Genomic DNA, 25,928 nt, shown 5'->3' on the forward strand with positions numbered 1-25,928 from the left:
GCTTCAGGATGCGTTCGCTGTCTGGCGAGCAAGCTGAATTGCCGGGTCAAGCCCGGCGATGACGCAGTGGGCCTGGCGTGGGCGTCGCCCTTCAGCGCTCGCGGCGGGTGGTGCGGGACTGGCTGACGCGATGGTCGCGGGCGAGGCGGCTTTCGGCGCGGCCACGGCCGAGGTCGGCGGTGCGGCCGCTCGCCTGCATGTCCTCGAAGGTCACGGGCCGCGAGAAATAGTAGCCCTGGGCATAGCGGATGCGGCTCGCGCCCTGGAGATAGGCGAGCTCCTCGTAGGATTCGACGCCCTCGGCGATCACCGTCATGCCGAGTGCCTCGCTCAGCGACTCGATGGCGCGCAGGACGGCCTGGCTGCGCGGCCGCTTGTGGATATCGGTCACGAACGAGCGGTCGATCTTGATCTCGTCGGCGGTGATGTCGGTCAGCGCCGACAGCGACGAATAGCCGGTGCCGAAATCGTCGATCGACACCCGCACGCCGAGCTCGCGCAGGCCCGGCAGCACGTCGGTCTGGAACTGGCTCTTGTTGACGAAGGCATCCTCGGTGACCTCGATCATGAAGCGCTCGGGGCAGTTGGTCGCCGCCAGCGCCGCGGCGAAGGCGCGCATGAACAGGGGATCGTTGGCCTGCTTGGCCGCGACGTTGAGGCTGATGCTGACGCCGGCGCCGAAATAGTCGTCGATCAGATCGATCGAATCCATCACCTCGTCGAGCACGAGATGGGTGAGTTCGTCGATCAGGCCGAGCTCGACCGCAAGGTCGATGAACGTGCCCGGCGCCTGCATCACGCCCTTCTCGTTGTACAGCCGCACCAGCGCCTCGACGCCGATCACCTCCTGGGAGCGAATGTCGACCTTGGGCTGGAACGCGCAGTGGAAGCGCTTCTCGAGAATGGCGAGGCGCAGGTTTTGCTCGAGCTCGGTGCGGGCGCTGGCCTCGCGCGCCATGCCGCTGTCGAACACAGCGAAGCCGCCCTTGGTGGCGCTCTTGACGCTGTACATGGCGATGTCGGCGTGGTGGCGCAGCACGTCGTAGGTCGCGCCATGGTCGGGATAAAGACTGGCGCCGACGGAGGCGGAGGCGAAGATCTCGAAGTCGTCGATCAGCATCGGCGCCTTGAGGCGCTGGATCAACTGGTCGACGGTGCTGATGAGGTCGACCTCGCTGCGCACCGGATGGAGCAGCAGCAGGAATTCGTCGCCGCTGATGCGCGCCAGCATGTCGCCCGGGCGCAGGTCTGCGCTCAGCCGCTTGGCGATCTTCTGCAGCAGCGCATCGCCCGCAGCATGGCCGTAGTAGTCGTTGATGTGCTTGAAATTGTCGATGTCGAAGAACACCAGCGCGAAGCAGTCCTGGGCGCCGGCGCCGGCGAGCACGGCGTTGACATGGGATTCGATCAGGTTGCGCTTGGGCAGCCCGGTCAGTTCGTCGAAATAGGCGCGGCGGGACAGTTCGTCCTCGGTTGCCTTCTGCGAAGTGACATCGATGGAGGTCGACAGCACCAGCGTGCGGTCGGCGACGCGAATGGGGCTGCGGGTGGTCAGCAGCACGCGGTCGCCGCGCTCTTCCTCGGAGACCGCGGCCGCAGGAAGCGCGGGGGCGAAGGAGGCGTCGTCGCCCGTGGTGGTGGTGGTGAGCGCCTTCGTCCTGGTGCCGAAATGGCCGGCGGCGGCGTCGTTGACCAGCAGCAAGTTGCCGCGCTCGTCCTGCACGGTCAGGCCGACCGGCAACTGGCGCACGATGGCCTCGAGCAGGTGGCGTTCCGCGAGGGCGTCGGCGGCGGCATCATCATGCCGCCGGTTGTCCGCAGACTGCTGGTTCAATGCACTCAACATTATCGCACTTTCGCGGGGCTTCGATGCGCTTGCCGGGCAGGGCCATAATGGCGTCCCGCCGGCCGATCGGCCCGCCTTCAATGGTTACTTCGGAAATACGGTATGGGACGCGGTGCCGGGCGCCGTGGCGCCTTCGAGCGGTCGTTTCAGCAACTTGTAGCGGTCGGGATCCAGGGTGCGCGGCTGCAGCGGCGGCGATGCGGTGGCGGGCATGGCGCGGCCGCCATCGGCGGCCGTCGTCAGCGCCTTCTGCCTGGCGATGCCGCGCCAGCGCTGGATGACGGCGCCGAGCGAAGGATCGGCCGCGGCGGTATCGAGGCCGTTGGGTCCGGTGGCCTCGCTGCGTGGGATCATGTGCGAGGGCAGCAGGCGGAAGCGGAAGCGGCTCGGCAGGGACACGCCCTCGCCGAACACGAACACCTCGCCGGTGCCCAGCGACGGCAGGAACGACAGCAGGTTGGCGGCGGTGTCGGACACGGCCGAGCGCAGCAGTTCCTGGTCGCGGTCGTTGGTCAGGCGCATCGCGAACAGCGTCGAGCACTGCGACAGGATGGTGGCGTCGAGCTCGGCGGGACGCTGCGTGACAAGGCCGAGGAAGACGTTGTACTTGCGGCCTTCCTTGGCGATGCGCGCAACCGCGCGGCGGGTCGGGCCGAAGCCGGCGGTCTTGTCGGCCGAGATATAGCGGTGCGCTTCCTCGCACACGACGAGCAGCGGATCGCGGCCGTCGCTCCACAATCCGAGATCGAAGGCGAGGCGGCAGATCACCGACACCACGGCGTCGATTACTTCGGAGGGAAAGCCGGCGAGCTGCATGACCGAGATCGGCACGCCGTTGAGCGGCAGCCGGAACAGCGCCGAAAGGACCTCCTCCATGATGTCGCCGCCGACATTGGCGTTCTCGAACATGAAGGCGTAGCGCGGATCGTTGCAGGCGGTTTCGATGCGCGTGATCAGCTTGTGGTAGACCATGCGCGACGAACGGTTTTCGAGCTTGCCCATGCGGCTGTCGAGCAGCGACACGAGATCGGCGACACGATAGGGCAGCGGCACGTCGGCGGTGTAGCGCACGTGGCCGTCGGCGCCGGCAGCGCGGTCGGCCCCGACATACTGGGCGTAGGCGGCTTTGGCCAGCGGGATGACCTCGGAGAGCAGGTCGACCTCCTCGTCCACCGGCGGCCGGCCGCCGAAGAACACGTCGACGATCTCCTCGAAATTGAACAGCCAGAACGGCAGGCGGATGTTGGCCGGATTGAGCACCTGCGCGCGGTTGCCGAACGAGCGGCCGTATTCGTTGTGGACGTCGAGGATCAGCACGCGCAGATCCGGCCGCACCCGCACGACCTGGTCGACGAGATAGGCGACGCCGCTCGACTTGCCGACGCCGGTGGTGCCGAGCACCGCGAAGTGCTTGCTCAGCATGTCGTTGACGTCGACATGGGCGGCAATGGCGCTGCCCTGCTGCAGCTCGCCGACCTCGACGACGCTGGCGCCGGAGACGTTGAAGATCAGCCGCAATTCGGCCGAGCCGATCGAGCCGACCTGGTCGCCGATCGCGGGATAGTCGATCACGCCGCGATGAAATTGCGGCGTCTGCGTGCCGTGGCCACGGATTTCGCCGATCATGTCGAGACGCGCGACTGAGATGACGTCATGGGTTCCGGATGCCGGGCTGCCCTCGAGCGAGATGTTGGTGACGACGCCGACCAGCAGCGAACCGCCGACGCGCAGGCCGAGGAATTTGCCGACGGTCGCGCGCATCGCACCCGGCGCCTGGGATGGCGAGGGCAGCATCACGCTGACGGTCGAGCCCGACACGGCAATGACCCGGCCGCAGGTTTCGGTCGCTCGCGTCCAGTCTTCTGCTGTGAGAGGCGCTTGCAGCACGACGTTTTCATCCATTCTGGGTGATGACGAATTCGGCCGGGAGCCTAGCCGCGATGCCGTCCACGTCGTGTTAAATGTCAGGGTAAACGTCGTCTTGTCCGCACCTGCTGCCGCTTATTGTTAGCGACTGGTGAATCGGCCCCGCGGGATTTGCATCGCGGTGCACCGGCGCGGGAGCTGCCGGTCGCGCGGCAAAAGCCATGGATGTGCACGGGCTTGCCGGGCCTTGCAGCGGCCGCTCGGCGGCGAGCGCAAGGTGGACGGCGGATCATGGTGCCGGTGGGACTGTGATTGTGACGTAGGCCCATGCGCGGCGGGCGCGCCGCGTCCGGGGCGGGCGGCCGTCGGCGCCGTGTTTCCAAATATGAACAGGGGAGTGGCCGGCGGCCGGATTGTCGCCGCCACCGCGGCACGTTAGGGTTGCGCGCCAATTGCGCCGGGCTTCGCCATGGCGCCCCCTCGATGGAGCGCCGCATGCCCGTGCTTCCGATCGACCGTCGCCGTTTCCTGCATCATGCCGCGCTCGCCGGCGCCGCACTGCCGCTGCTGTCTGCCTGGCTGGCAGGGCGGGCGCAGGCGGCAGCCGAACTGGTGCCGCGCAGCGTGTTCTTCGACAATCCCGATGTCGGCAGCGTCAGTGTCAGCCCGGACGGCTGGACGGTGGCGTGGCTCGCGCCCGTGGACGGCGTGCGCAACCTGTTCGTGGCGCGCATCGACGACCTGAAGTCGGCGCGGCCGGTCACCCGTGTCACCGACCGCAACCTCGCGCCATTCTATCGCTGGGCCCAGACCAACCGTCACCTGGTCTTCTTCCAGGAACGCGACGGCGACGAGAACTGGCGTGCCTCGAGCGTCAACATCCACTCGGGTGCGATCGTGCCGTTGACCCCGCCGCAGGGCGTGCGGTCATTCGTGCAGGAGATCGACCGCAAGTTTCCGACCGACATGCTGATGCGGCACAACCAGCGCGACAAGCGCTACTTCGACCTCTACCGCGTCAACATCGTCAACGGCAGCAGCGACCTGCTGTATGAGAACACCGAATACACCGGCCTCATCACCGACGGCGACTTCCAGCTCAGGCTCGGCGTGCGGTTTGCGAAGGACGGCAGCGCCGAGGTGCTGGAGCGCCACGCCACGGGCAGCTGGTCGCCGTTCGCTACCATTCCTGTCGGCGATATCGACGGCACGCGACTGCTCGACTTCAGCCCCGACGGCCATACGCTCTATTTCATCGATGCCCGCGGCCGCGACAAGGCCGCGCTGTTCGCCATGGACATGGCGAGCCGCAAGACCACGCTGCTGGCGTCGGACGACGAGGCCGACATCGTCGGCGTCAACTGGTTCAACCGTCGTCCGGTCGCGGCGATGTCCTACCGCGAGCGGGCGCGCTGGCACGTGGTCGACACGAGCATGGTGCAGGATCTCGCCGATCTCGGCGCGAGCAGCGGCGGCGGCGACATCGAGATTCTCGGCCGCACCTACGGCAACCGTATCGTGACGGCCTATTTCGAGCACGACACCGCGAGCGGCGAGTACGCACTGCTCGACCGCGAGACGCATGAGGTGCGGCCGCTGTTCAAGCAGCGCAAGGCGCTCGCCGGCCTGCCGCTGCAGAAGCTCGAGCCGGTGGTCATTCCTGCGCGCGACGGCTTGAAGCTGAACGGCTACCTGACGCGCCCGGCGGATGCGCCGTCCGGCAAGGCGCCGATGGTGCTGGTGATCCACGGCGGGCCCTATGCCCGCGATGCGTGGGGCTTCAATCCCACCCATCAATGGCTCGCCAATCGCGGCTACGCGGTGCTCAGCGTCAACTACCGGGGCTCGACCGGCTTCGGCAAGGCGTTCGTCACCGCCGCTGATCGCGAGTGGGGCGGACGCATGCACGACGACCTCATCGACGCGGTCGACTGGGCGGTGGCGCAGGGCATCGCCGATCCCGCGCGCGTCGGCTTCTATGGCGCGAGCTATGGCGGCTATTCGGCGCTGATGGCGGCGACCAAGACGCCGGACAAGTTCGCCTGCATCGTCGATCTCTTCGGCATTTCCAATCTGAAGACGTTCATGGCGACGATCCCGTCCTACTGGGGGCCGTGGTTCAGCATCTGGAAGCAGCGTCTCGGCGATCCGGCGACGGACGAAGGCCGCGCCTTCCTCACCGACCGCTCGCCGCTCACCCATATCGACCGCGCATCGAAGCCGATCCTGATCGCGCAGGGCCTCAAGGACGTGCGGGTGGTGGCGGCGGAGTCCGAGCAGATGGTGGCGGCGCTCAAGGCACGCAGCGTGCCAGTGACCTATGTCAGCTTCAGCGACGAGGGCCACGGCTTCGCGCGGCCAGCCAATCGCCTCGCGTTCTATGCCGTCGCCGAGGCGTTTCTCGGCAAGCATCTCGGCGGCCGTTACGAGCCCGTCGGCGATGATTTCAAGGGCTCGACGCTCAAGGTCGAAACCGGTGGCGAACTGGTGCCCGGCCTTGCCGGTTGATTTGGAACCAGAGGGCGCGCAGCCAGTTTTCCGCGAGGGCTATATCCGCCTTGCGCCAGACGTGTATCCTTCGGGGGCTGCTGGGGGCGGTCGCGCGGCAATCTGCGTTGCCGTCGGAACTGTGACAGTGGAAGGACATCATGGGCAGTCGTACAGGGTGGGGTGGTTGGCTGACGGGTTTGGCGATTGTCGGCAGTGTTGCGGTGTCGACGGGCGCATGGGCGCAGGGAACCACGCAGGAGCGTGAGGCCTGCCAGCCGGACGTGCTGCGGCTGTGCAGCCGCTTCATTCCCGACGTCGACGGCATCGTGTCATGCCTGCACAACAGCGAGCCGCAGCTCAGCCCGGCCTGTCATGAGGTGATGTTTCCACGCCAGCCCGATCCGCCGCCGAAGCCGCGGCGCAAGTCCAAGCACAAGCGCGTCAAGACCTGAACGGTTCGGCCGCGACGGGTCAACGCTGCGAAGCGGCCAGCCGTTGCCGCGCTTCCTGCATCGGCAGGTCGTAGCTCGGATACTCCGGCTGCATCCGGGAGACGATGTCCCATTGCGTCCGGGCATCGCGCAGGCGGCCGGCGCCATACAGCGCCTCGGCAAGCATCAGCCGCGCATCCGCCTCGCAATAATGCGGCTTGAGCGCGATGCCGCGCGTCAGCGCCCTGATCGCCTCGTCCCAGTGGTGGAGCTCCGACAGGCACTGGCCGAAGGCGATCCAGAAGCGTGGATCGGTGGCATCGAGATCGATCGCCGTCCTGTAGTGGGTGATGGCGGCGGGCCGATCGCCCGCAGCCTGCAGGTCGCAGCCGCGCCTGAAGGCGCTCACCGCGGCTTCGTTCGTGGACAGGGCGGGCCGGGAGCGGTCGATCATCTGTGCATCAGCCGGCGAGGGTTGCCGCGGCGTTCGGCGCCGGCCGCACCACGCATTCGGCGAGACGGTCGGCCTCGTTCAGCGCCGCGGCATGCTGCTGGCCCCACTGGCACAACGCCAGCAGCAGCGGCCGCAGGCTGTGGCCGAGCGGCGTCGCGGAGTATTCCACCCGTGGCGGCACCTGGCGGTACACTTCGCGGTGGACGAGGCCGTGCTCCTCCATCTCGCGCAACTGCTGGATCATCACCTTCTGGCTGACATCGGGCACCAGCCGCTGCAGCTCCGACAGCCGGCGCGGCTGGTCGAACACGTGATACAGCAGCGTCGATTTCCAGCGCCCGGCGATGACGCGCAGCGCGCGTTCGGCGGGCAGCAGGGGCAGACGTTTGGCGATCCCGGGCATGCTGACCTGCAGGTGAGTATGGAACGAAGGAGTGCGTAGCGCCGCTCAGAGGACAACAGTTAAGCCGTTTTCCGGATTTGACAACAACTCGATCGAGTGACCGGAGACGCTTCCCATGCGTGCAGTGCAGTTCAGCCGCTTCGGCGGGCCCGAGGTTCTCGTCGCCATCGAGGCGCCGACGCCGAAACCACAGCCCGGCGAGGTGCTGGTGCGGGTGCGCGCGGCCGGCGTCAATTTCTTCGAGGCGCTGATGCGCGCCGATCGCTATGCCGTGACGCCGCTCCTGCCGATGATCCCCGGCGTCGAGGTCGCCGGTGAGATCGCGGCGCTCGGCGAGGGCGTGTCCGGCATAGCCGTCGGCGCGCGGGTCGCGGTGCCGCTGTTCGCATTCGGCCGCGGCGATGGCGGCTATGCCGAATTCGTCGTGGTGGCGGCGGCTGCCGTCGTGCCGCTGCCGGAAGCGGTGTCGTTCGAGGCCGCGGTGGCGCTGCTGGTGCAGGGCCTCACTGCCCTGCAGCTCGTGCGCCATGCGGCCCTGCGCGGCCGCCGCGTGGTGGTGACGGCGGCTGCCGGCGGCGTCGGCTCCCTCCTGCTGCAGCTCGCGAAAGCCGAGGGCGCGGCGACGCTGATCGGCGCCGCCAGCACCGCCGACAAGCGCGCACTTGCGCAGCGCCTCGGCGCCGATGTCACGGTGGACGCCGCCGCGCCGGACTGGGATGCGGCGGTGCGCGCCGCCACCGGCGGCGCCGGCGCGGATGTCGTCATCGACATGGTCGGTGGCGATCAGTCGGCGATCGCGCGCCGCGCGCTGGCGCCGCGCGGCGAACTGGTGTTCGGCGCCATGGGGCGTTTCGCGCTGGCGCCGGCGGATGTCGCGGCACTGCTCGTCGACAATCAGGCGCTGCGCGGCTTCGCGCTCCTGCCATTGCTGACGCCGCAGAACGTGCGCGCCGATCTCGCGGCGTTGTTCGCGCAGGTCGCCGGCAGGCGCCTTGAGGTGATCATCGGCGGGCGCTTCGCGCTGGCGGATGCGGCGCAGGCGCACCGCGCGCTGGAGAGCCGCGGCAGTGTCGGCAAGCTGGTGCTGATGCCGTGACGATGGACACGGCGGCCGGCGGATATCCTCCTCGCGGCTTTCCGTGTGACGAAACGACATGGTCATGGTCTTGCCATCGAGCGTGGCTAGTGACGTGTCACTCCTGGAACAGTGCCGCGCCCCATGCCGATGTCGTTCGTCTCCATCCGCCGCCTCCTGCTCGCCCTTTGTCTGCCGTTCACCTTTGTCTTGCTCGCCGCTCCGCCCGCGGCTGTCGCCGCGCCGGACGAGGATATTCTCGGCAAGGCCGACGGCTATCCGGTCGCGCCGAGCATGGCCGAGAGCCGCCGGGAGCGCTATCTCGTCGGCTCGTTCAGCGCGCTGGATACGCTCGGGCCGTCCTGCACGCTGGCGCCGGCGTCGCAGCCGCTGCCGTTGCCGGCCGACACACCGGTCAATTTCAGCTATCGCTTTCATGGCACGTCGTACTCGCTCGACGATTACCTCCAGCGCCAGCGCGTCACTGCCATCCTGGTGCTGCACGAGGGGCGGATCGTCGCGGAGCGCTACAATTACGACCGGACGCCGGACATGCGCATGCTGTCGAATTCGATGGGCAAGACGATTACGGCGCTGGGCCTCGTCAAGGCGCTGGAAGACGGATCGATCCGTTCATTCGACGACACTGCCGCGACCTACGTGCCGGAGCTTGACGGCACGCTCTATGGCGGCACCCGGATCGTCGACCTCATGCGCATGGCGTCCGGGGCGCGGTTCGTCGAGAGCTATACGGCGGACGATGACCGGGCACGCTACAACAGGCTGACGCGCGAGCGCGGTAATATCGCGGCCGCCCGAAGCATCACCGAGCGGGCCGATCCCGCCGGCGAGCGCTTCAACTATGCCGGCGCGCAGACGCAGGTGCTGGGCCTCGTGCTGCGCGCGGCGACGCACACATCGCTCTGCGACTATGTCGACGCCAGGATCTGGCAGCCGATCGGCGCCGAGGCGAAGGCGACCTGGCTCTTGAACCCGTCGGACGGTCTCGAGATCGCACAAGGCGACTTCAACGCGACCGTGCGCGACTATGGCCGCCTCGGCCTGATGCTGGCCAATGACGGCATGGCCGCCGGCCGCCGGGTCGTCACTGCCGAGCACCTGCTCGACATGACCGATGCCGCCCGTCAGCCGCCGTCGTTTCGTCCCGGCCTGATGCGCTGGCATGACAGCACCTATCTCGGCTACGGCCTGCAGGTCTGGCTGCTGCCGGGCAGCCACCGCCGCTTCGCGTTGCTCGGCGTCTATGGCCAGGCGATCTTTGTCGATCCCGAGCTGAAGCTCGTCATGGTCCACATGGCGGTGGGCCGCGATGCGGCGGGCGATGCCAGCGGCACGCATCTCGGTGCGGAACGCGATGCGCTGTTCCGCGGCGTCGTCGCGCGCTACGGCTCGTGGTGACGCGGACCGCCGCGCCTCACACCGCGCCGCGGGTGTTGAGATAGATCGCATACAGCGAGGTCTGGCCGCAGATGTAGAGGCGGTTGCGACGCGGCCCGCCGAAGCAGACATTGGCGACGATCTCGCCGATCGCGATGGTGCCGATGTGGGCGCCGTCGGGAGCGTAGCAGAACACGTTGCGCCCCGCCGAGGTCCAGATGTTGCCATGGATGTCGCAGCGGAAGCCGTCGAAGAAGCCTTCCGGGCAAGTCGCGAACGTCGACGACGCGCCGAGCGTGCGACCGTCGCCACCGACCGCATAGGCCGTGATGGTGACGGGGAGATCGCGCTGGTGCGATGCGCCGGTGTCGACGACATAGAGGGTCTTTTCGTCCGGCGAGAACGCGAGGCCGTTCGGTTGCACCCGGTCGGTGACCACGGCGGTGAGCGTGCCGCTGTCGGGATCGAGGCGGTACACGTTGGAGCGGCCGATCTCCGACGGCGCGGCGATGCCCTCATAGTCGCTGTCGATGCCGTAGGTCGGATCCGTGAACCAGATCGAGCCGTCGGATTTCACCACCACGTCGTTGGGCGAGTTCAGCCGCTTGCCTTCGAAACGGTCGGCGAGCACCGTGATCGTGCCGTCGTGCTCGGTGCGGGTGACGCGGCGGGTAAGATGCTCGCAGGTGACGAGGCGGCCCTGGCGGTCGGTGGTGTTGCCGTTGGCATTGTTGCTGGGCTGGCGGAACACCGACACCGAGCCGTTGGTTTCGTCGAAGCGCATCAGACGGTCGTTGGGGATGTCGGACCACACGAGGTAACGCCCGGCGGCGAAGTAGGCCGGCCCTTCCGCCCAGCGGCAGCCGGTGAACAGCTTCTCCAGCAGCGCATGGCCGATGACGCGGGCGTTGAAGCGGGGATCGTGGCTGACGAACGGTCTCATGGCTGTGCTCCGTGGCGCGGCGCCGGGTGCCCCCAGATGGCGCGGTAGGTATCGGTCCAGCGCCCGGTGCAGGCGCAATGGACGACGGCGGCGAGATGCAGGCCGATCAGCCCGCCGAGCGCCGCGAGGGCGAGATCGGGCGCATCGGCCAGCACCATGCCTGATATCAGGGCGACGACCGCGAGCGCCAGTGTCAGCCAGCCACCGGTCTTGTGCAGGGCTTCGAACAGCCGCCGGCGCGGCGTCATGTCATAGTGATCGCCGCGCAGCCGCGCGTCGGTCGGCCCGCCCATGGTGCCACGTAGCAGCGCGCCGGCGACCTGCAGCCAGCCGAGCGCCAGCGCGGTGAGCCCGAGGCGGCCATGCGCCGTCATCGCGCCGGCACCGCCGGCGGTGGAGATCGACCAGATGGTGGCGAGGCCGAGCGTTGCGAGCAGCAGGCCGGCGGTCTGCAGCACGCGGTGCCAGGTCCACCAGAAACGGTTGTCGGTCTCGCGCGGGAAATCCTGGTCGCGCGTGACCTTGAAATAGCGGGCGACGATGGCGCCGGCCGGCAGCAGGATGCCCCAGGCATAGATCATCAGCGCGGCATGGGCGGCGTGGGCCGGTGACAGCGCGCCGGCCGCGAGTCTGCCGAGGCCGGCCGCGAGGCCGCCGCCGCCGGCCACGATCAGCAGCATCACGCAGGTTCGCCGCCGCCGCGCGCGATCGTCCATCCCCGCCGCCGCCTCCATGCGTGTGCGCGCCGCGACCCGGGGCGCGATTTGTGTTATCGATAACATCATAGAGGTTTCGGCCCGGGCGGTGCAATGGCCGCGTGGCGGGGACGGGGATCAGGCGCGGGTGGTGCCGCGCGGCGCCAGCGCCGTGTCGATGCGGATGCGGCGCGGCTTGCGATCCCCGGTCGCCGCGCCGCGGTCGTCATGCGGGGCGTGGCCGAGCAGCTCCAGCAGCAACTGCCCGGTCTCGCGGCCGATGCGCGGGCCGTCGACCACCGTGGTGGTCAGCGCCGGCAGGCAGCAGCGCGACACCTCGAAGTCGCCGAAGCCGACCACGGCGAGACGGCCGGGCACGTCGATGCCCATCGCCTGCGCCTCGGTGAGCACGCCAAACGCCGCCGGATCGGACACGCAGACGATGGCGTCGAGGTCCGGCCACTGCGCCAGCATGCGCGGCAGCGCGGCGCGGCCCTGCAGCATGCTGATCGGCGGGGCGGCCTCATCGTGCAGCAGCGCCGGCAGGCCGAGGTCCTCCATGGCGCGGACGAAGCCTTGGCGGCGGCGCGCGCCGCGGGTGCCGCGGTCGTTGGTTTCGCCGAGATAGGCGATGTGGCGGTGGCCGTGCGCGGCGAGGAAATGCACCGTGCGGGCGATGGCATCGGCGTTGGAGAAGCCGACCACGTGCTCGATCGGATGGCTCGGCCAGTCCCAGATCTCGACCACCGGAATCGCGGCCTTGCGCAACAGCGTGCGCGACCGCGCCGAATGACCGTCCGACACCAGCACCACCGCCTCCGGGCGGCGCTGCAGCAGCGTGGCGAGCAGCGGTTCCTCGCGATCGCTCTCGTAGTTGGTATAGCCGATCAGGATCTGCAGCCCGGCGGTCTGCAGCGTGTCGGCGAGCGCGTGCGCGGTTTCGGCGAAATGCGGATTGTTGAGCGAGGGCACCAGCAGCGCCACGAAGCCCGAGCGCTGCGACGACAGGCTGCCCGCGATCTGGTCCGGGACGTAGCCGATCTCCCTGACGATGCCGAGGATGCGCTGGCGCGTTTCCGGCGACACCGCGCTGTCCTGCTTGAGCGCCCGCGACACCGTCATGGCGGAAACGCCGGCGATCCGGGCGACGTCGGACATCTTGGGGCGGCGCGTCATGGCTTCGTGCAATCGTTTGAGTCGGGTTCCCGCGAGGGTAGCGACTTGTCGCGGGCCGTCATCGATGTTATCGATAACATAAGAAGAAAGCCAGAGGCGCAAACGCCCGGGGCGCGCATTGCAGCGATCGCCCGGATTATCGGCGAGCGGACGGCGGGCATCACCGCCATGCGCGCGTCAGGAGAAGACCACAGGGGAGGACGAGATGGGCATTTCACGTCGCACGGCTCTCAAGGCTTCACTCGGATCGGCGGTGGCGGCGTTCGCCGCGCCCGTCGTGGCCCGCGCCGCGGACAGTGGCTGGGCGGCCCTGAAAGGCCAGACCATCGTCGTCAACTGGCCGGCGCATCCGCACTACGAGGTCGCCAAGAAGCTGCTGCCCGACTTCACCGCCGCCACCGGCATCAAGGTCGAGCTCGACGAGATGCAGTACCTGCGGATGAAGGACGCGCAGGTGCTGCAGATGAGCAAGCCGCAGGGCGACTACGACGTCGTCGTCTATGTCATCATGTGGAAGACCGAGTATGTCCAGCGTCAGTTCCTGACCGAGCTGGAGCCGCTGTTCGCCGACGAGCGGCTGGCGATGAAGGACTACGACCGCGCCGGCATCATCAAGGCCTACTATGAAGGGCTCGGCCTCGTCGGCGGCCCGCGCGGCTATCTGCCCGGGCCGGGCGCGAAGCTCTACGGCATTCCCTACGGCGCCGAGTGCAGCGTGCTGGCCTATCGCAAGGACGTCTTCGCCAGACACGACCTGACGCCGCCGCGCACCTATGACGAGATGCTGGCCGCCGCGCGCGTCATCAAGGACAAGGAAGCCGGCATGGGCGGCCTCGCGCAGCGCGCGCAGGCCGGCCACCAGGTGACGGCGGGCTGGCTCAACCATCTGTCGCCCTATGGCGGCGAGGTTATCGACGACCGCTTCATGCCGCAGGTCGCGGCCGCCCCGGCGATCCGCGCCACCGAGGTCTACAAGACGTTCATCGACACTGGCCCCGCCGGCGGCGCCGCGTTCGATTTCGGCCAGTGCATGAATGCCTTCCTGCAGGGGCAGGCGGCGATGTACTGCGACACCATCTCGATCTTCGGGCCGGCGCGCGATCCGGCGCGCTCGAAGGTCGCGGACACCGTCGGCTATCTCGTGCATCCCAAGGCGGTGCGCCATTCCGGCGAACTCGGCGGTTTCGGCATGGCGATCCCGAGGAATTCGGGCCGGCGCGACGCAGCGTTCGCCTTCATCCAGTGGATGACGGCGGCGGCGCAGGATGTGCGGGTGACGGCGCAGGGCGGCCAGCCGACGCGCTGGGCGACGCTCGATCATCCGGATGTGAAGAAGATCTATCCGGTCGATGTCTATCGCCAGTGCCTGGAAATCTCCAATCCCGACTGGCGCCCGATCATCAACGAATGGACCGAGATTTCCGAGAAGGTGCTGGGCCTGCGGCTCTCGGAGATTGCGACCGGCAAGGCGCAGATCGGGCCCGCGATGGAGACCGCCGCATCGGAGATCAAGGCGGTCCTGACGCGCGCCGGCTACCACAAGACCTGAGGGCGGCGATGCTCGGGCGTCTCGGTTTCGACCGCAGGCTGGCGCCGTATGTGTTTGCGGCGCCGGCCGTGCTGATCATGCTGTTCGGCCTGTTCTATCCGGTGGTCGAGGCGGTCCGGCTGTCGTTCTACGAGGTGCGGCTCGGCGAGACGCCGACGCCCCAGGCGTTCCGTGGTCTTGCGATCCTCGCCGAGGCGCTGGCGGATGCCTCGGTCCGCACCTCGATGCTGGTGACGCTGCAGTTCGCAGCCGTCGTCGTCGCCGTGGAGATGGGGCTCGGCGTCGCGCTGGCGTTGCTGCTGGAGAAGCCGATCCGTGGCATGAGCGTGTTCCGCACGCTGTTCGTGCTGCCGATGATGATCGCGCCGATCTGCGTCGGGCTGATCTGGCGCTACATGTTCGATGTCAATGTCGGCCCGGTCAACGCGCTGCTCGGGTTCGCCGGATGGAAGCCGGCATGGCTCGCCGAGCCGGACCTCGCCTTTGCCGCGCTGTGCATCACCGACATTTGGCAATTCACGCCGTTCGTGTTCATCCTGGCGCTGGCCGGTCTGCAGGGGCTGGATCCGTCCGCGGTCGAGGCGGCACGCATCGACGGCGCCTCGCCACTGCAGATCATCCGCTACATCAAGCTGCCACTGCTGATGCCGATCCTGATGATCACCGTGCTGATGCGGCTGATCGATGCGCTGCGCGGGCTGGAGGTGGTCTACGCCCTCACCAACGGCGGGCCGGGGCTCGCGACCGAGCTGTTCTCGCTGCACATTTACAAGTCGGCGTTCGTCACCCAGCGCATGGGACATTCGGCGGCGCTGTCGGTGTGCCTGCTGGTGGTGACCACGGTGCTCAGCGCGCTGCTGCTGGCATGGCGCCATCCGATGCGGCGCAGGGGAGGCTGAGATGCAGGACGCCGCCGTCCGCGAGCTGCCTGTCGTCCTCGATGCGCCCGTGGCGCGGTTCACCGTGCCGCGCCCCGGCGATGCGCTGCGCTTCGCGGTGCTGGCGCTGCTCGCCGCGTTCTCGGTGCTGCCGATCCTGGTGATGCTGTCGACCTCGCTCAAGACCCAGAGCCAGACTTTCGGAGGCTTCACCTTCCTCGCGGTGCCGACGCTGGAAAACTATCGCAGTGTGCTTGAGGGCCGTTTCCTCGGCTATCTCGCCAACAGCGTGATCGTCAGCATCGCCGCGACGCTGCTGACGCTGGTGTTCGGCACCATGTGCGCCTATGCGCTGTCGCGTTTCCGCTTTCGCGGCCGTTCCTCGCTCGCCATCGGCACGCTGCTGCTGCGCACCGTGCCGCCGGCGGTGCTGGCCATTCCCGCCTATTTCATCCTGACGCCGCTCCATCTCGACGGCCTTACCGGCCTCGTCATCTCGTATGTCGCGCTCAACCTGCCGTTCACCATCTGGCTGGTGTACGGTTTCGTCGAGCAGGTGCCGGTCGAGCTCGAAGAGGCGGCGACCGTGGATGGCTGCGGGCCGTACCGGCTGTTCTTCACGCTGATCCTGCCGCTGCTCCGGCCCGGCCTCGCCGCGGCGGCGATCTTCACATTCCGCATCGGCTGGAACGAGCTGGTGCTGGCCTCGATCCTGACCAACCGCGCCAGCCGCACGCTGCCCTACGGGGTCTACCTCTACATCACCGACGTCGGCGTCGACTGGGGCCGGCTGATGGCCGCGGGCATGCTGGTGGCGCTGCCGCCGCTGATCTTCACCTTCGTCGCCGCCCGCCAGATCATCACCGGCCTGACGGCGGGAGCGGTGAAGGGATGATGTTGCAACGCTTCTCGAACCGACGGAAAGGACGACCCTCATGGAGATCAAGGGCGATCGCAAGGAACTCGCGGTAAACTACGACACCGCCATCGGCGCCTGGTTCGGCCGCTCGCGGATGATCTCGCGCGACGAGATGCTGGCGCGGGTGTTCCGCTTCGACGAGTTGCCGTCGAGCGATCTGGCGTTCATCGATGCGGCGATTCCCGGGCACACCCGTACGCTGCTCGGCGCGCTGGGCCGCGGCACCGCCGAGGAGGATCTCAAGCACAAGGTCGAGAAGGCGGAGAACTATCACATCGACTTCATCCGCGCCGCGCCCGGCAACGGCGCGGCGCTGCACTCCCACGACACCGAGGAGACCTTCATCTGTCTCACTGGCCGCTGGCGGGTGTCGTGGGGCACCGATGGCGGCGAGAGCGTCGAGCTCGACTATCTCGACGGCATCTGCTGCCCGCCGGGTGTGATGCGCGCGTTCGAAAATCTCGACGACAGGCCGGCGCTGCTGCTGTCGATCCTCGGGGGGCGCGATCCCGGCAACGTGGTATGGTCGGAAGCGATTCAGTCGCGGATCGCGGCCGGACAGCGCCGCATCGCCGGAACGGCCGCGCCGCATCACAACGGCAGGGTCAACAGTCCGCGATGATCCGCCGGCGCGCGGCGGCATGGTGAAGGAGGGCGCCGATGGTGATCGACCACAGGGATATCGACCCGCGTGAGGAACAGGCGACCGCGGTGCAGATGCTGCGCCTCATCAAGGCCTTCGAAAAAGTGAGCGATCCGGCGTTGCGCGAGGCGCTGCTGGTTCTGGTCGAGGCGGCCGGACGGCGGCGCGATGTCCGGCACTGAGGCGGCTCGCCAGCCTGGCCGTCGCGACGTATCGTGCGCATGACCGCGGCCGCTGCCGGCCGCGCGCATCTCACGAGAGGACCTGCGATGACCGAGGACACCAGCGCCGCCCCGTTCGATCCCGACGCCCACCGTGTCGTGCCGACACGTCCGGCGCGCGATTTCGCGGTCGGCGAGGTGTTCCGCCTGCCGAGTCGCACGGTGACGGAGGCGAATTTCGCCGCCTTCCAGGTGGTGTCCGGCGACAACCATCCCATTCACTACGATGTCGAATATTGTCGCCGCCAGGGCCATCCCGGCCTGCTCGCCCACGGCCTGCAGGTGCTCAGCTTCACCGCCGCCGGCGCCGGGCTGTTTCCCCATGTCATCGGCGAGGCGCTGATCGGCTTCATCAGCCAGTCGTCGCAGTTTCTCAAACCCGTCTATGCCGGCGACACGCTCTATCCCGCGCTGACGGTGGCAAGCATCAAGCCGCAGCGCTCGACGGCCGTGCTCACCCTCGCATCCACCGTGCACAACCAGCGCGGCGAATGCGTGCTGAGTGGCGAGCAGAGTTATCTCGTGCGGCTGTAGTTATCTGAAATGCACTGCATCCACATTTTCAGCGTCATCACCGGGCCGACGCGAAGCGTCGTGACCCGGTGATCCAGCTTGAGACTGTCCGTCGTGTCATGAGCAAGCTGGATTGCCGGGTCAAGCCCGGCAAGGACGAAGTGGGTGTGGTTGGCACCTGAAGCCACAGTCCAGGGACAAGCCCGGCCACGACGCATTCGACAACATCGGCGCATGATGGTTCAGGTTGATCGGGCTTGAAACCATTACACGCTCACGTCCGCGGCCCGCGCCTCAGCGCCGCGTGCGCTGCTTCGGCTTCTTGCCATGGCCGCCCTTGGCCGGGGCGGACTTGTCGCGGTGCGGCTTCTTGCCGAACGAAGGCTTCTTCTTGCCGAAGGACGGCTTGTCCGAAACCACGGCGTCGCCGTCGCGATGCTTCTTCTTGAAGGCAGGCTTCTCCGCGAACGCGGCATTGCCATCGTCGTGCTTCTTCTTCCCGAAGGCCGGCCTGTCGGAGAATGCCGCGTTGCCGTCGCGACGTGGCTTGTCACGGTAGGGCTTGCCACGGGGGGCCTCGTCGACAGGCGACCAGCTCTTGCGCAGCGGCTTGTCGCCGCGGGACCTGTCGCCGCCGGATCTGTCGTCACGAAACTTGTCGTCGCGAAACGTGTCGTCACGGAATTTGGCGCGCTGGGGCTTGTCGTCGCGGAAGGTGTCGCCGCGCGGCTTGTCCCTGTAGGGCTTGTCGCCGTGAGGCTTGTCGCTATGGCGCTTGTCACCAAAGGATTTGTCACCAAAGGATTTGCCGCGGTGCTTCGGCCGCGCCGCATCCCGCTCGCCATCGTGGCGGCGTTCGCCGTCGCCGCGGTCCTCAGGCGCATGTCGCGGCGCGTCGGACTGCCCCGCCCACGGCACGACGTCATCGACCACCGGATGCGCCGGCGCCACGGCGGGCGCGCCCGCCAGCGGTTCGATGCGGATGCTGTCTTCCTTGTCGGGGCGTCGGACCTTGGCGGCAAAGTCCTCGGCGACGCGCTCGGAAATCTCGAACTCGGTGGTGGTGTCGTGAATGCGGATGGCGCCGATGTCCTGGCGGTCGATGCCGCCGCGGCGGCAGATCATCGGCAGCAGCCAGCGCGCCTCGGCGTTCTTGCGCCATCCGATGGCGGCGCGGAACCAGACGGTCGCCTCGGTCATGCCATGACGCGCCTTGCCGGCTTTCGGCCGGGGGCGGTCCTCCCGATCGTCGCCGCGCGGCGGGCGATCGTCGCGCGGGCGGTCGCGGTCCCTGGTGCGCTCCTTGCCACGGTCCTTGCCGCGTCCCTCGCCGGGGTCGAGCACGTCCTCGGGGGCGGGCAGGCGCGCGCGATAGAGCCGTGCCAGCGCGGTCGCGATGTCCTCGGCCGAGCGCTCGGCGAGCAGCGCCTGCGCGAGGGCGAGATCGTCGGGCGTGGTCTCGTCGGTGAACATCGCGTCCTGCAGCATGCGCTCCTGATCGCGCCGGCGGATCTCGTCGGCCTGGGGCGCGGCGCCCCAGATCGCCTCGACGCCGGAGAGATCCAGCAGCAGCTCGGCGCGGCGCCGCCGTGCCGGCGGCACCAGCAGCACGCTGACGCCCTTGCGGCCGGCACGGCCGGTGCGGCCGGAGCGATGCTGCATCACTTCCGGATCGTTCGGCAGGTCGGCATGGATGACGAGGTCGAGGCTTGGCAGGTCGATGCCGCGCGCGGCGACGTCGGTCGCAACGCAGACGCGCGAGCGGCCGTCGCGCAGTGCCTGCAGCGCCCGCGTGCGCTCGTTCTGCGTCAGCTCGCCGGACAGGGCGACGACGGAGAATCCGCGCTCCAGCAGCGCCGCCTGCAGATGGCGCACCGCCTCGCGGGTGTTGCAGAACACCAGCGCGCTCGGCGACTCGAAATAGCGCAGCACGTTGACGACGCCGTGCTCGACATCGCCCGGCGCGATGCGCAGCGCGCGATATTCGATGTCGGCATGGCCGCCTTCGTCGCCGGCGACCTCGATGCGGAAGGCGTCGCGCTGATACTGCCTGGCCAGCGCGACGATGCCGCGCGGGAAGGTCGCGGAGAACAGCAGGGTGCGGCGCGTCTCCGGCGTCGCCTGCAGGATGAATTCGAGATCCTCGCGGAAGCCGAGGTTGAGCATCTCGTCGGCCTCGTCGAGAACGAGGGCCGCGAGTTCGGAGGTGTCGAGGCGGCCGCGCCGCAGGTGGTCGCACAGCCGGCCCGGCGTGCCGACGACGATGTGGGCGCCGGCGGCGAGCTCGCGCTGCTCGCGGCGCGGATCCATGCCGCCGACACAGGCGACGATGCGGCCCCCGGCATGCTGATAGAGCCAGGACAGCTCGCGCTGGACCTGCATGGCGAGTTCGCGCGTCGGCGCGACGATCAGGGCGCGCGGCGCGCCGGCGGCCTCGAAGCGCTCGGCGTCGCCGAGCAGGTTGCTGGCCATCGCAAGGCCATAGGCGACGGTCTTGCCCGAGCCGGTCTGGGCCGAGACCAGGAGATCGTGGCCGGCGGCGTCGTCCGCGAGCACGGCGGCCTGGACGGGGGTGGGCTGGTCGTAGTTGCGCTCGGCGAGCGCGCGGGCGAGCGACGGACTGGTGGTCGAAAATGACAAGAGATGAAAACCCTAAGACTGGTTCAGGCCGTGAACGTCGTGCCAGGGGGCCTGAGGCTGCGAGCCCGGAACACGGATGGCCGCACGTGGTGGCGGCTGGATTCGCCTCCTTTACGGCAATGGCGGCGAAATCGCCATGCCCAGCTGCGCATGGCCGGACACGAAGTGACGTTTCGAGCCGCCCAGCCGGGCCATGAGCCTACTATATCCAGCGTGTCGCCCCCTCCAGAGGCATAGCGGGGGCTGTTTCGCGGGCGTCGGGGCCCCGGTGACGGCGGGCCCAACAAATCTGCCGGGCCGCCTGCCGAGCGGAATATCCCGTCTTGCGCCCGGGCCGGGTGGCCCGCAAAGTCCCGAAAACTTCAGGTTTCACCACGGGAATTTCAGGCCAATGCAGTTCGATGACGTGATTCTCGGTCGCCGGAGCATCCGCGGCTACAAGCCAGACCCGGTTCCCCGCGCGCTGATCGAGGAAATCATTACCCTGGCGATGCGCGCGCCGTCGTCGATGAACACCCAGCCGTGGAATTTCTATGTCGTCACCGGCGAGCCGCTCGACCGCATCCGCGCCGGAAATACCGAGCGCATGGTGGCGGGCATCCCGCAGTCGCGCGAGTTCCGCACCGGGCAGGCGTTCACCGGCCCGCACCGCGACCGCCAGGTCGGCGTCGCCAAACAGCTGTTCTCGGCGATGGGGATCGCGCGCGACGACAAGGAGATGCGGCAAGACTGGGTGCTGCGCGGCTTCCGCCAGTTCGACGCGCCGGTTTGCATTATCGTGACCTACGACCGCGTGCTCGACGGCAGCGACGATACGCCGTTCGATTGCGGCGCGGTGGCCACCGCGCTGGTCAATGCCGCGTGGTCGCGCGGGCTTGGCGCGGTGATCAACAGCCAGGGCATCATGCAGTCGCCGGTGGTGCGCGAGCATGCCGGCATCGCCGACGACCAGGTCATCATGAAGAGCATCGCGCTGGGATGGCCGGACGACACGTTTCCCGCCAATGCGGTGGTGTCCGAGCGCAAGTCGGTCGAGGAAGCCACGGTGTTCGTCGGGTTCGACGGGTAGTCTCGGGCAGGTCACGTGGTTTTTCGAGCCGGTCACGGTTATCAGAGACGTGCTGCGCTTCCGCATTTTTCAGCGTCATCACCGGGCCGACGCGAAGCGTCGAGCCCCGGTGATCCAGCTTAAGGACCTCTCGCTATGCGGTGAGAAAGCTGGATTGCCGGGTCAATGACGGAGTGAGTACGACCCGCGCTCAAAGCCCGCTGGACAGCCGTGGCTCGGTTGCGTCAACGCCAGGCGGGGAAGGAGCGTGGTCCCTCCGTCCCAGCGCGTTGGCCGGAGCTGATCACGGCACGACCGCAGACCTCGCCAGACGTGCGGACTGCCACAAGGCTCAAGCTCGATCTTGGCGCGGCCCCAATCTATGATGGCTCCCTGGCTGCAGTTTGGGCCGGCGGAATAGTCAGTTGGGTCTTTGCATGCGCTTTCCGAGCTCGCCAGGTTGCATTGCCTCGATCACCGTATCGGTCACCAGCCTGAGCGACACGATGGCGTTCTGGCGTGCGCTGCTTCATCCTCTTGGCTTTGGAAGGATCGGTGAATGGCCCGGATGTGTGCTGTGGGCTGGCGATCAGGCACAACTGCTGGTGCAGGAGGCGGCCGAAGCGTCGCGGGGGCTCGTCGTCATGCTCCGCGCTGGCTCGCGCCAGGTCGTTGATGCGATCCACGCGACGGCGCTGCAGGCGGGATGGCCGGTTGTCGAAAAGCCCGCGTCCAAGTTCATCGCTCCCGGATACTATGGGTGTGTGCTCGCCGTTCCCGGTGCGCCGGGCATCTGGATCAGCATTGCGCACGCATGGGACGATCTGCCCGAACGGTCCGATGCAACCCTTGTGCGCGCTGCCGGAGCCGATCCGGATGTCGTCCTGGGCGGCTATCTGTTTCGGCCCGAGGCTGCGTCGCGCGGAGCGGTCATTGTGCTGCACGGTTACGCCAGCAGCGCGGTCGACACGGTTGGTACTGGCAAACAGCTAGCCGCTGCCGGCTGGACCGCCTTGTGCTTGTCTCAGCGTGGATGGCTCGGCTCGACCGGTCGGGAGGATCAGGGGCTGCGCCAGCAGGATGACGTTTTGTGCGCCGCCGATTGGCTTCAACGCGAGACCGGGCTGACACGCATCGGCGTGCTGGGCTATTCGCAGGGCGGCCAGGTCGCGCTGCTGGCTGCGGCGCGAGACCGGCCTTTCGCATTCGTCATTGCCTACTTTCCTTGCACCGATCTCCAGGCCTGGCCGCAACAGGCGGAGGGAAATGGCATCAGGGATTATCTCGAAGACTTCGTGACGCCTGACAACATTGCGCGCTGCTCACCGGTGTCTTGCGCCAGCCGCATCGTCGCGCCGACCCTGCTGATCCATGGGGAGGAGGACCGCATCGTCCCCATCGCCCAGAGCGAAGCCATGGTCGCCGCCAACCCGGCCATTCAGCTTCTGCGCGTTCCCGGCGGCGACCACGGGCTCTGGGAGCAACACGACGCCATCTGGCCGGAGGTTCTCGCCTTCATCAATCGAGAACAGGGCACGACCGATTGATCGCGTCGATTTTGGATCACGTGCGGAAATGCTCAGACTGACTTGCGTCAACGCCAGGCGGGGACGGAGCGTGGTCCCTCCGTCCCCGCGGCGTCGGCCGGGGATCACGACGCATGCTGGGGAATGCGCACCACATTGGCGGAGGGAACGCCGGTGTGGTCGCGCTCATGCGTGCGATGGTCCCTGGCGAGCAGGACGTAGAAGGTCGGCAGCACGAACAGCGTGAACAGCGTGCCGATCAGCATGCCCATCACCACCACGATGCCGATGGCGAAGCGGCTGGCCGCGCCGGCGCCGTCGGCGAACAGCAGCGGCACGAGGCCGGCGACCATCGCTGCCGTCGTCATCAGCACCGGCCGCATCCGCACCATCGCGGCCTTGCGGATCGCGGCGGCGCGATCCAACCCTTCGTGGTGCTGGATCTCGTTGGCGAACGACACCATCAGGATGCCGTGCTTGGAGATCAGGCCGATCAGGGTGACGAGACCGATCTGGGTGTAGATGTTGAGCGTGGTGAAACCGAGATAGAGCGGCAGCAGCGCGCCGCACACCGCGAGCGGCACCGTGACCAGGATCACCAGCGGATCGCGAAAGCTCTCGAACTGCGCCGCGAGCACCAGGAAGATCACGATCAGCGCGAGGCCGAACGACACGGTCAGCCGATTGCCTTCCTCGACGAACTGGCGGCTGTCCGACAGCCAGTCGATGGTGATGCCGGGGGAGAGCTGCTGCGCCTTCATGAAGGCGACCGCCTGGCCCATGGTGACGCCGGGCTTGAGCACCGCCGACAGCGTCGCCGAATTCATCTGGTTGAATTGCGGCAATCGGTTCGCCTGCGGCCGGACGTCGACCTTGACCACCGTGGACAGCGGGATCATCTCGCCGGAGCGGGCGCGCACCTGGAAGCGGCCGAGGCTGTCGGGCGTGAGGCGGTCCTGCCGGCGCACCTGCGGGATGACGTCGTAGGAGCGCTCGAAGAAATTGAAGCGGTTGACGTAGTTCTCGCCGACCAGCACCGCGAGCGTATCGGCGATCGCCTGCATGGTCAGGCCGACCTCGCCGGCCTTGGCCTGGTCGATGCGGATCTGCGCCGCCGGGCTGTCGAAGGCGAGGTCGCTGTCGACGAACACGAACAGTCCACTTTGCCACGCGGCGCGCTTGAGCGCCTCGAGATCGCTGTAGATCACGCTGAAGTCGGCCGGCGAGCGCAGCACCATCTGGAATGGCAGGCCGCCGGTCGAGGCCGGCAGCGCCGCCGGCTGGAATGGCGTCACCGAGGTGCCGAGCACGCCGCCCGCCGCGCCATAGAGCTGGTTCTGGATGTCGGTGGCGCTGCGCGTGCGCCTGGTCCAGTCGGTCAGCATGACGCCGCCGAAGGCGTTGTTCTGGCCGTCCGTGCCGTTGATGAAGAAGCTGTTCTCGTACTCCGGCAGGCTCTTGTAGATGCGGATGATGTCGGCGGTGTACGACGAGGTGTAGTCGATGTTGGCGTATTGCGGCGCGCGTGCCGCGGTGAACACGAAGCCCTGGTCCTCCTGCGGCGCCAGCTCGCGCTTGCTGCCGAGGAACAGCACGACGATGGCGCCCATCACTACGACCGCCACCGTCAGCACCAGCGGGCGCAGCTCGAGTGTCGCGGCGAGGGCGCGGCCATAGGCCTGCGACCACACCGTGAAGCGATGCTCGACCGCGCGGGCGAAGCGGCCCGACGTGATGTCGGCGCTGAGCAGCCGCGAGCTCATCATCGGTGACAGCGTCAGGGCGACGACGCCGGAGACGATGACCGAGCCGGCCAGCGTAAAGGCGAACTCGCGGAACAGCGAGCCGGTGAGGCCGCCCATCATGCCGATCGGCGCGTACACAGCCGCCAGCGTGATGGTCATGGCGATCACCGGGCCCACGATCTCGCGCGCGCCGACGAGTGCGGCCTGGAGCGGCGACAGGCCTTCCTCGATGTGACGATGGATATTCTCCACCACCACGATGGCGTCGTCGACCACGAGGCCGATCGCCAGCACCATGGCGAGCAGCGTCAGCAGGTTGATCGAGAAGCCGAACGCCAGCATCAGCGCCGCCGAGCCGACCAGCGACAGCGGAATCGTCACCACCGGGATGACCACGGCGCGGAACGAGCCCAGGAACAGCAGGATCACCACGATGACGATGGCGATGGCTTCGATGAGCGTGTGCTGGACCTCGGCGATCGAAGCATTGACGAAATGGGTGATGTCGAAGCCGGGAGTGACCTCGAGGCCGGGAGGGGCCGACGCCTGGATGGTCTTGATCAGCGCGTTCGAGGCCTTGACGATCTCCAGCGGATTGCCGTCCGGCGTCGGCTGCAGGCCGATGTAGACGGTCGGGCGGCCGTTGTCGCGGGCGCTCATGTCGTAGTTCTGGCCGCCGATCTCGACGGTGGCGATATCGCTCAGGCGCACGAGGCCTTCTGTGCCGGTCTTCACCACCATGCGGCGGAAGCCCTCGATGTCGGTGACGTCGGTGGTCGCGGTGATGTTGGTGACGGTGCGCTCGCCCTTGAGCTGGCCGGGCGCGGCCTGAACGTTGTTGGCGCGCAGCGCCGCGGCGATGTCGCCGGCGGTCATGCCGCGGGCGGCGAGCTTGACCGGATCGATCCACACCCGCATCGCCAGCGCCTGGGCGCCGAACAGGTCGGCCGAGGCGACGCCGGGGATCGAGGTGAACAGCGGCTGCGCCACGCGCGTGGCGTAGTCCGTGATCTGCGGGATCGACAGCGTGTCGCTGGTGAAGGCGATGTACTGCACCGCCGAGGCGCCGTCGGTGATCTTGCTGATGACGGGATCGAACACGCCGGCGGGCAGGCGGTACTTGACCTGCTGCACCTTGGCGAGCACCTCGGTCATGGCGCGGTCGGCGTTGGCGTTGAGCACCAGCTTGGCCTTGATCTGGCTCTTGCCCTGCGTCGAGCTCGACGTCAGGTAGGCGATGCCGTTGGCGGTGGCGATCGACTGGGCGATCGGCGTCGTGACGAAGCCCTGCATTACCTCCTGCGTCGCGCCGGGGAAGGCAGTGTCGATGACGATGGTGGCGCTCTCGAGATTGGGATACTGCCGCACCGGCAGCAGCACCAGCGCGCTGCCGCCCACCAGCAGGATGAGCAGGCTGACGACGGTCGACAGGATCGGCCGGCGGATGAACAGGTCGGTGAAGGCCATGG

Annotated in this window: 21 protein-coding genes; 12 read left to right on the forward strand and 9 right to left on the reverse strand. The window is 68.0% G+C overall.

Annotated elements, in window-relative coordinates:
• Positions 1-91: 91 nt before the first annotated feature.
• Positions 92-1,846 carry a putative bifunctional diguanylate cyclase/phosphodiesterase gene (locus JQ639_RS29170; RefSeq protein ID WP_211962955.1) on the reverse strand — a complete coding sequence of 585 codons (1,755 nt, stop codon included), beginning with the start codon at positions 1,844-1,846 and terminating at the stop codon, positions 92-94.
• Between the two features lie 84 nt (positions 1,847-1,930).
• The gene (locus tag JQ639_RS29175) at positions 1,931-3,640 is read right to left on the reverse strand and encodes an ATP-binding protein (RefSeq protein ID WP_249122918.1); all 1,710 of its coding nucleotides are present in this window, start codon (positions 3,638-3,640) and stop codon (positions 1,931-1,933) included.
• A gap of 567 nt (positions 3,641-4,207) precedes the next feature.
• On the opposite strand from JQ639_RS29175, the gene JQ639_RS29180 reads away from it, so the two are divergent.
• Positions 4,208-6,220, forward strand: coding sequence for a S9 family peptidase (locus JQ639_RS29180; protein ID WP_211962959.1), 2,013 nt, complete (start codon positions 4,208-4,210; stop codon positions 6,218-6,220).
• Positions 6,221-6,360: 140 nt separating this feature from the next.
• A complete protein-coding gene (locus JQ639_RS29185) occupies positions 6,361-6,654 on the forward strand; it encodes a hypothetical protein (RefSeq protein ID WP_211962961.1) in 294 nt (97 codons plus the stop codon).
• Between the two features lie 19 nt (positions 6,655-6,673).
• Here JQ639_RS29185 and JQ639_RS29190 read toward each other — a convergent pair whose 3' ends face one another.
• Complete coding sequence (locus JQ639_RS29190; RefSeq protein ID WP_211962962.1) at positions 6,674-7,087, reverse strand: tetratricopeptide repeat protein; 414 nt, start codon at positions 7,085-7,087, stop codon at positions 6,674-6,676.
• 7 nt (positions 7,088-7,094) lie between these two features.
• Positions 7,095-7,490 (reverse strand): winged helix-turn-helix transcriptional regulator, encoded by a 396-nt coding sequence (locus JQ639_RS29195; RefSeq protein WP_211962964.1) that lies wholly within the window; start codon positions 7,488-7,490, stop codon positions 7,095-7,097.
• Positions 7,491-7,605: 115 nt separating this feature from the next.
• Between JQ639_RS29195 and JQ639_RS29200 the strand changes: the two genes are divergently transcribed.
• Positions 7,606-8,586 (forward strand): quinone oxidoreductase family protein, encoded by a 981-nt coding sequence (locus JQ639_RS29200; protein WP_211962966.1) that lies wholly within the window; start codon positions 7,606-7,608, stop codon positions 8,584-8,586.
• Positions 8,587-8,709: 123 nt separating this feature from the next.
• Positions 8,710-9,984, forward strand: coding sequence for a serine hydrolase domain-containing protein (locus JQ639_RS29205; RefSeq protein WP_211962968.1), 1,275 nt, complete (start codon positions 8,710-8,712; stop codon positions 9,982-9,984).
• Positions 9,985-10,000: 16 nt separating this feature from the next.
• Here JQ639_RS29205 and JQ639_RS29210 read toward each other — a convergent pair whose 3' ends face one another.
• From JQ639_RS29210 to JQ639_RS29220, 3 genes are all read right to left on the reverse strand, one after another.
• Positions 10,001-10,906 carry an SMP-30/gluconolactonase/LRE family protein gene (locus JQ639_RS29210; protein ID WP_211962970.1) on the reverse strand — a complete coding sequence of 302 codons (906 nt, stop codon included), beginning with the start codon at positions 10,904-10,906 and terminating at the stop codon, positions 10,001-10,003.
• Positions 10,903-11,622 (reverse strand): cytochrome b561 domain-containing protein, encoded by a 720-nt coding sequence (locus tag JQ639_RS29215; protein WP_211962972.1) that lies wholly within the window; start codon positions 11,620-11,622, stop codon positions 10,903-10,905. Before JQ639_RS29215 ends, JQ639_RS29210 begins: the two co-directional genes overlap by 4 nt.
• Before the next feature lie 117 nt (positions 11,623-11,739).
• Positions 11,740-12,777 carry a LacI family DNA-binding transcriptional regulator gene (locus JQ639_RS29220; RefSeq protein ID WP_211962974.1) on the reverse strand — a complete coding sequence of 346 codons (1,038 nt, stop codon included), beginning with the start codon at positions 12,775-12,777 and terminating at the stop codon, positions 11,740-11,742.
• A 205-nt stretch (positions 12,778-12,982) separates the two neighbouring features.
• On the opposite strand from JQ639_RS29220, the gene JQ639_RS29225 reads away from it, so the two are divergent.
• The 6 genes from JQ639_RS29225 (at position 12,983) to JQ639_RS29250 (ending at position 17,521) form a co-directional block, all read left to right on the forward strand.
• A complete protein-coding gene (locus tag JQ639_RS29225) occupies positions 12,983-14,326 on the forward strand; it encodes an ABC transporter substrate-binding protein (RefSeq protein ID WP_211962976.1) in 1,344 nt (447 codons plus the stop codon).
• Positions 14,327-14,334: 8 nt separating this feature from the next.
• Positions 14,335-15,225, forward strand: coding sequence for a carbohydrate ABC transporter permease (locus JQ639_RS29230; protein WP_211962978.1), 891 nt, complete (start codon positions 14,335-14,337; stop codon positions 15,223-15,225).
• A gap of 1 nt (position 15,226) precedes the next feature.
• Positions 15,227-16,099 carry a carbohydrate ABC transporter permease gene (locus JQ639_RS29235; RefSeq protein ID WP_211962980.1) on the forward strand — a complete coding sequence of 291 codons (873 nt, stop codon included), beginning with the start codon at positions 15,227-15,229 and terminating at the stop codon, positions 16,097-16,099.
• 40 nt (positions 16,100-16,139) lie between these two features.
• Positions 16,140-16,745: a cupin domain-containing protein gene (locus JQ639_RS29240; RefSeq protein ID WP_211962982.1), complete on the forward strand. Its 606-nt coding sequence runs from the start codon at positions 16,140-16,142 to the stop codon at positions 16,743-16,745.
• Between the two features lie 38 nt (positions 16,746-16,783).
• Positions 16,784-16,948, forward strand: coding sequence for a hypothetical protein (locus JQ639_RS29245; RefSeq protein ID WP_211962984.1), 165 nt, complete (start codon positions 16,784-16,786; stop codon positions 16,946-16,948).
• An 87-nt stretch (positions 16,949-17,035) separates the two neighbouring features.
• Complete coding sequence (locus JQ639_RS29250) at positions 17,036-17,521, forward strand: MaoC family dehydratase (protein ID WP_211962986.1); 486 nt, start codon at positions 17,036-17,038, stop codon at positions 17,519-17,521.
• Positions 17,522-17,794: 273 nt separating this feature from the next.
• Here JQ639_RS29250 and JQ639_RS29255 read toward each other — a convergent pair whose 3' ends face one another.
• On the reverse strand, positions 17,795-20,140 hold the full coding sequence (locus JQ639_RS29255; protein WP_211962988.1) for a DEAD/DEAH box helicase: 2,346 nt from the start codon (positions 20,138-20,140) through the stop codon (positions 17,795-17,797).
• A 391-nt stretch (positions 20,141-20,531) separates the two neighbouring features.
• On the opposite strand from JQ639_RS29255, the gene JQ639_RS29260 reads away from it, so the two are divergent.
• On the forward strand, positions 20,532-21,209 hold the full coding sequence (locus tag JQ639_RS29260; RefSeq protein WP_211962989.1) for a nitroreductase: 678 nt from the start codon (positions 20,532-20,534) through the stop codon (positions 21,207-21,209).
• Between the two features lie 416 nt (positions 21,210-21,625).
• A complete protein-coding gene (locus JQ639_RS29265) occupies positions 21,626-22,735 on the forward strand; it encodes an alpha/beta fold hydrolase (protein ID WP_211962991.1) in 1,110 nt (369 codons plus the stop codon).
• Between the two features lie 104 nt (positions 22,736-22,839).
• Here the strand turns inward: JQ639_RS29265 and JQ639_RS29270 are convergent, their stop codons facing one another.
• On the reverse strand, positions 22,840-25,926 hold the full coding sequence (locus JQ639_RS29270; RefSeq protein WP_211962992.1) for an efflux RND transporter permease subunit: 3,087 nt from the start codon (positions 25,924-25,926) through the stop codon (positions 22,840-22,842).
• Positions 25,927-25,928 lie beyond the last annotated feature (2 nt).

The sequence above is a fragment of the Bradyrhizobium sp. U87765 SZCCT0048 genome, from assembly GCF_018131225.1.
In the GTDB taxonomy this organism is placed as follows: domain Bacteria; phylum Pseudomonadota; class Alphaproteobacteria; order Rhizobiales; family Xanthobacteraceae; genus Bradyrhizobium_A.

Excerpts from the sequence above, each read along its gene's own strand:
- JQ639_RS29170 (WP_211962955.1), bottom strand. The coding sequence starts at position 1,846 with ATGTTGAGTGCATTGAACCAGCAGTCTGCGGACAACCGGCGGCATGAT.
- JQ639_RS29175 (WP_249122918.1), bottom strand. The coding sequence starts at position 3,640 with ATGCTGCCCTCGCCATCCCAGGCGCCGGGTGCGATGCGCGCGACCGTC.
- JQ639_RS29180 (WP_211962959.1), top strand. The coding sequence starts at position 4,208 with ATGCCCGTGCTTCCGATCGACCGTCGCCGTTTCCTGCATCATGCCGCG.
- JQ639_RS29185 (WP_211962961.1), top strand. The coding sequence starts at position 6,361 with ATGGGCAGTCGTACAGGGTGGGGTGGTTGGCTGACGGGTTTGGCGATT.
- JQ639_RS29190 (WP_211962962.1), bottom strand. The coding sequence starts at position 7,087 with ATGATCGACCGCTCCCGGCCCGCCCTGTCCACGAACGAAGCCGCGGTG.
- JQ639_RS29195 (WP_211962964.1), bottom strand. The coding sequence starts at position 7,490 with ATGCCCGGGATCGCCAAACGTCTGCCCCTGCTGCCCGCCGAACGCGCG.
- JQ639_RS29200 (WP_211962966.1), top strand. The coding sequence starts at position 7,606 with ATGCGTGCAGTGCAGTTCAGCCGCTTCGGCGGGCCCGAGGTTCTCGTC.
- JQ639_RS29205 (WP_211962968.1), top strand. The coding sequence starts at position 8,710 with ATGCCGATGTCGTTCGTCTCCATCCGCCGCCTCCTGCTCGCCCTTTGT.
- JQ639_RS29210 (WP_211962970.1), bottom strand. The coding sequence starts at position 10,906 with ATGAGACCGTTCGTCAGCCACGATCCCCGCTTCAACGCCCGCGTCATC.
- JQ639_RS29215 (WP_211962972.1), bottom strand. The coding sequence starts at position 11,622 with ATGGACGATCGCGCGCGGCGGCGGCGAACCTGCGTGATGCTGCTGATC.
- JQ639_RS29220 (WP_211962974.1), bottom strand. The coding sequence starts at position 12,777 with ATGACGCGCCGCCCCAAGATGTCCGACGTCGCCCGGATCGCCGGCGTT.
- JQ639_RS29225 (WP_211962976.1), top strand. The coding sequence starts at position 12,983 with ATGGGCATTTCACGTCGCACGGCTCTCAAGGCTTCACTCGGATCGGCG.
- JQ639_RS29230 (WP_211962978.1), top strand. The coding sequence starts at position 14,335 with ATGCTCGGGCGTCTCGGTTTCGACCGCAGGCTGGCGCCGTATGTGTTT.
- JQ639_RS29235 (WP_211962980.1), top strand. The coding sequence starts at position 15,227 with ATGCAGGACGCCGCCGTCCGCGAGCTGCCTGTCGTCCTCGATGCGCCC.
- JQ639_RS29240 (WP_211962982.1), top strand. The coding sequence starts at position 16,140 with ATGGAGATCAAGGGCGATCGCAAGGAACTCGCGGTAAACTACGACACC.
- JQ639_RS29245 (WP_211962984.1), top strand. The coding sequence starts at position 16,784 with ATGGTGATCGACCACAGGGATATCGACCCGCGTGAGGAACAGGCGACC.
- JQ639_RS29250 (WP_211962986.1), top strand. The coding sequence starts at position 17,036 with ATGACCGAGGACACCAGCGCCGCCCCGTTCGATCCCGACGCCCACCGT.
- JQ639_RS29260 (WP_211962989.1), top strand. The coding sequence starts at position 20,532 with ATGCAGTTCGATGACGTGATTCTCGGTCGCCGGAGCATCCGCGGCTAC.
- JQ639_RS29265 (WP_211962991.1), top strand. The coding sequence starts at position 21,626 with ATGCGCTTTCCGAGCTCGCCAGGTTGCATTGCCTCGATCACCGTATCG.
- JQ639_RS29270 (WP_211962992.1), bottom strand. The coding sequence starts at position 25,926 with ATGGCCTTCACCGACCTGTTCATCCGCCGGCCGATCCTGTCGACCGTC.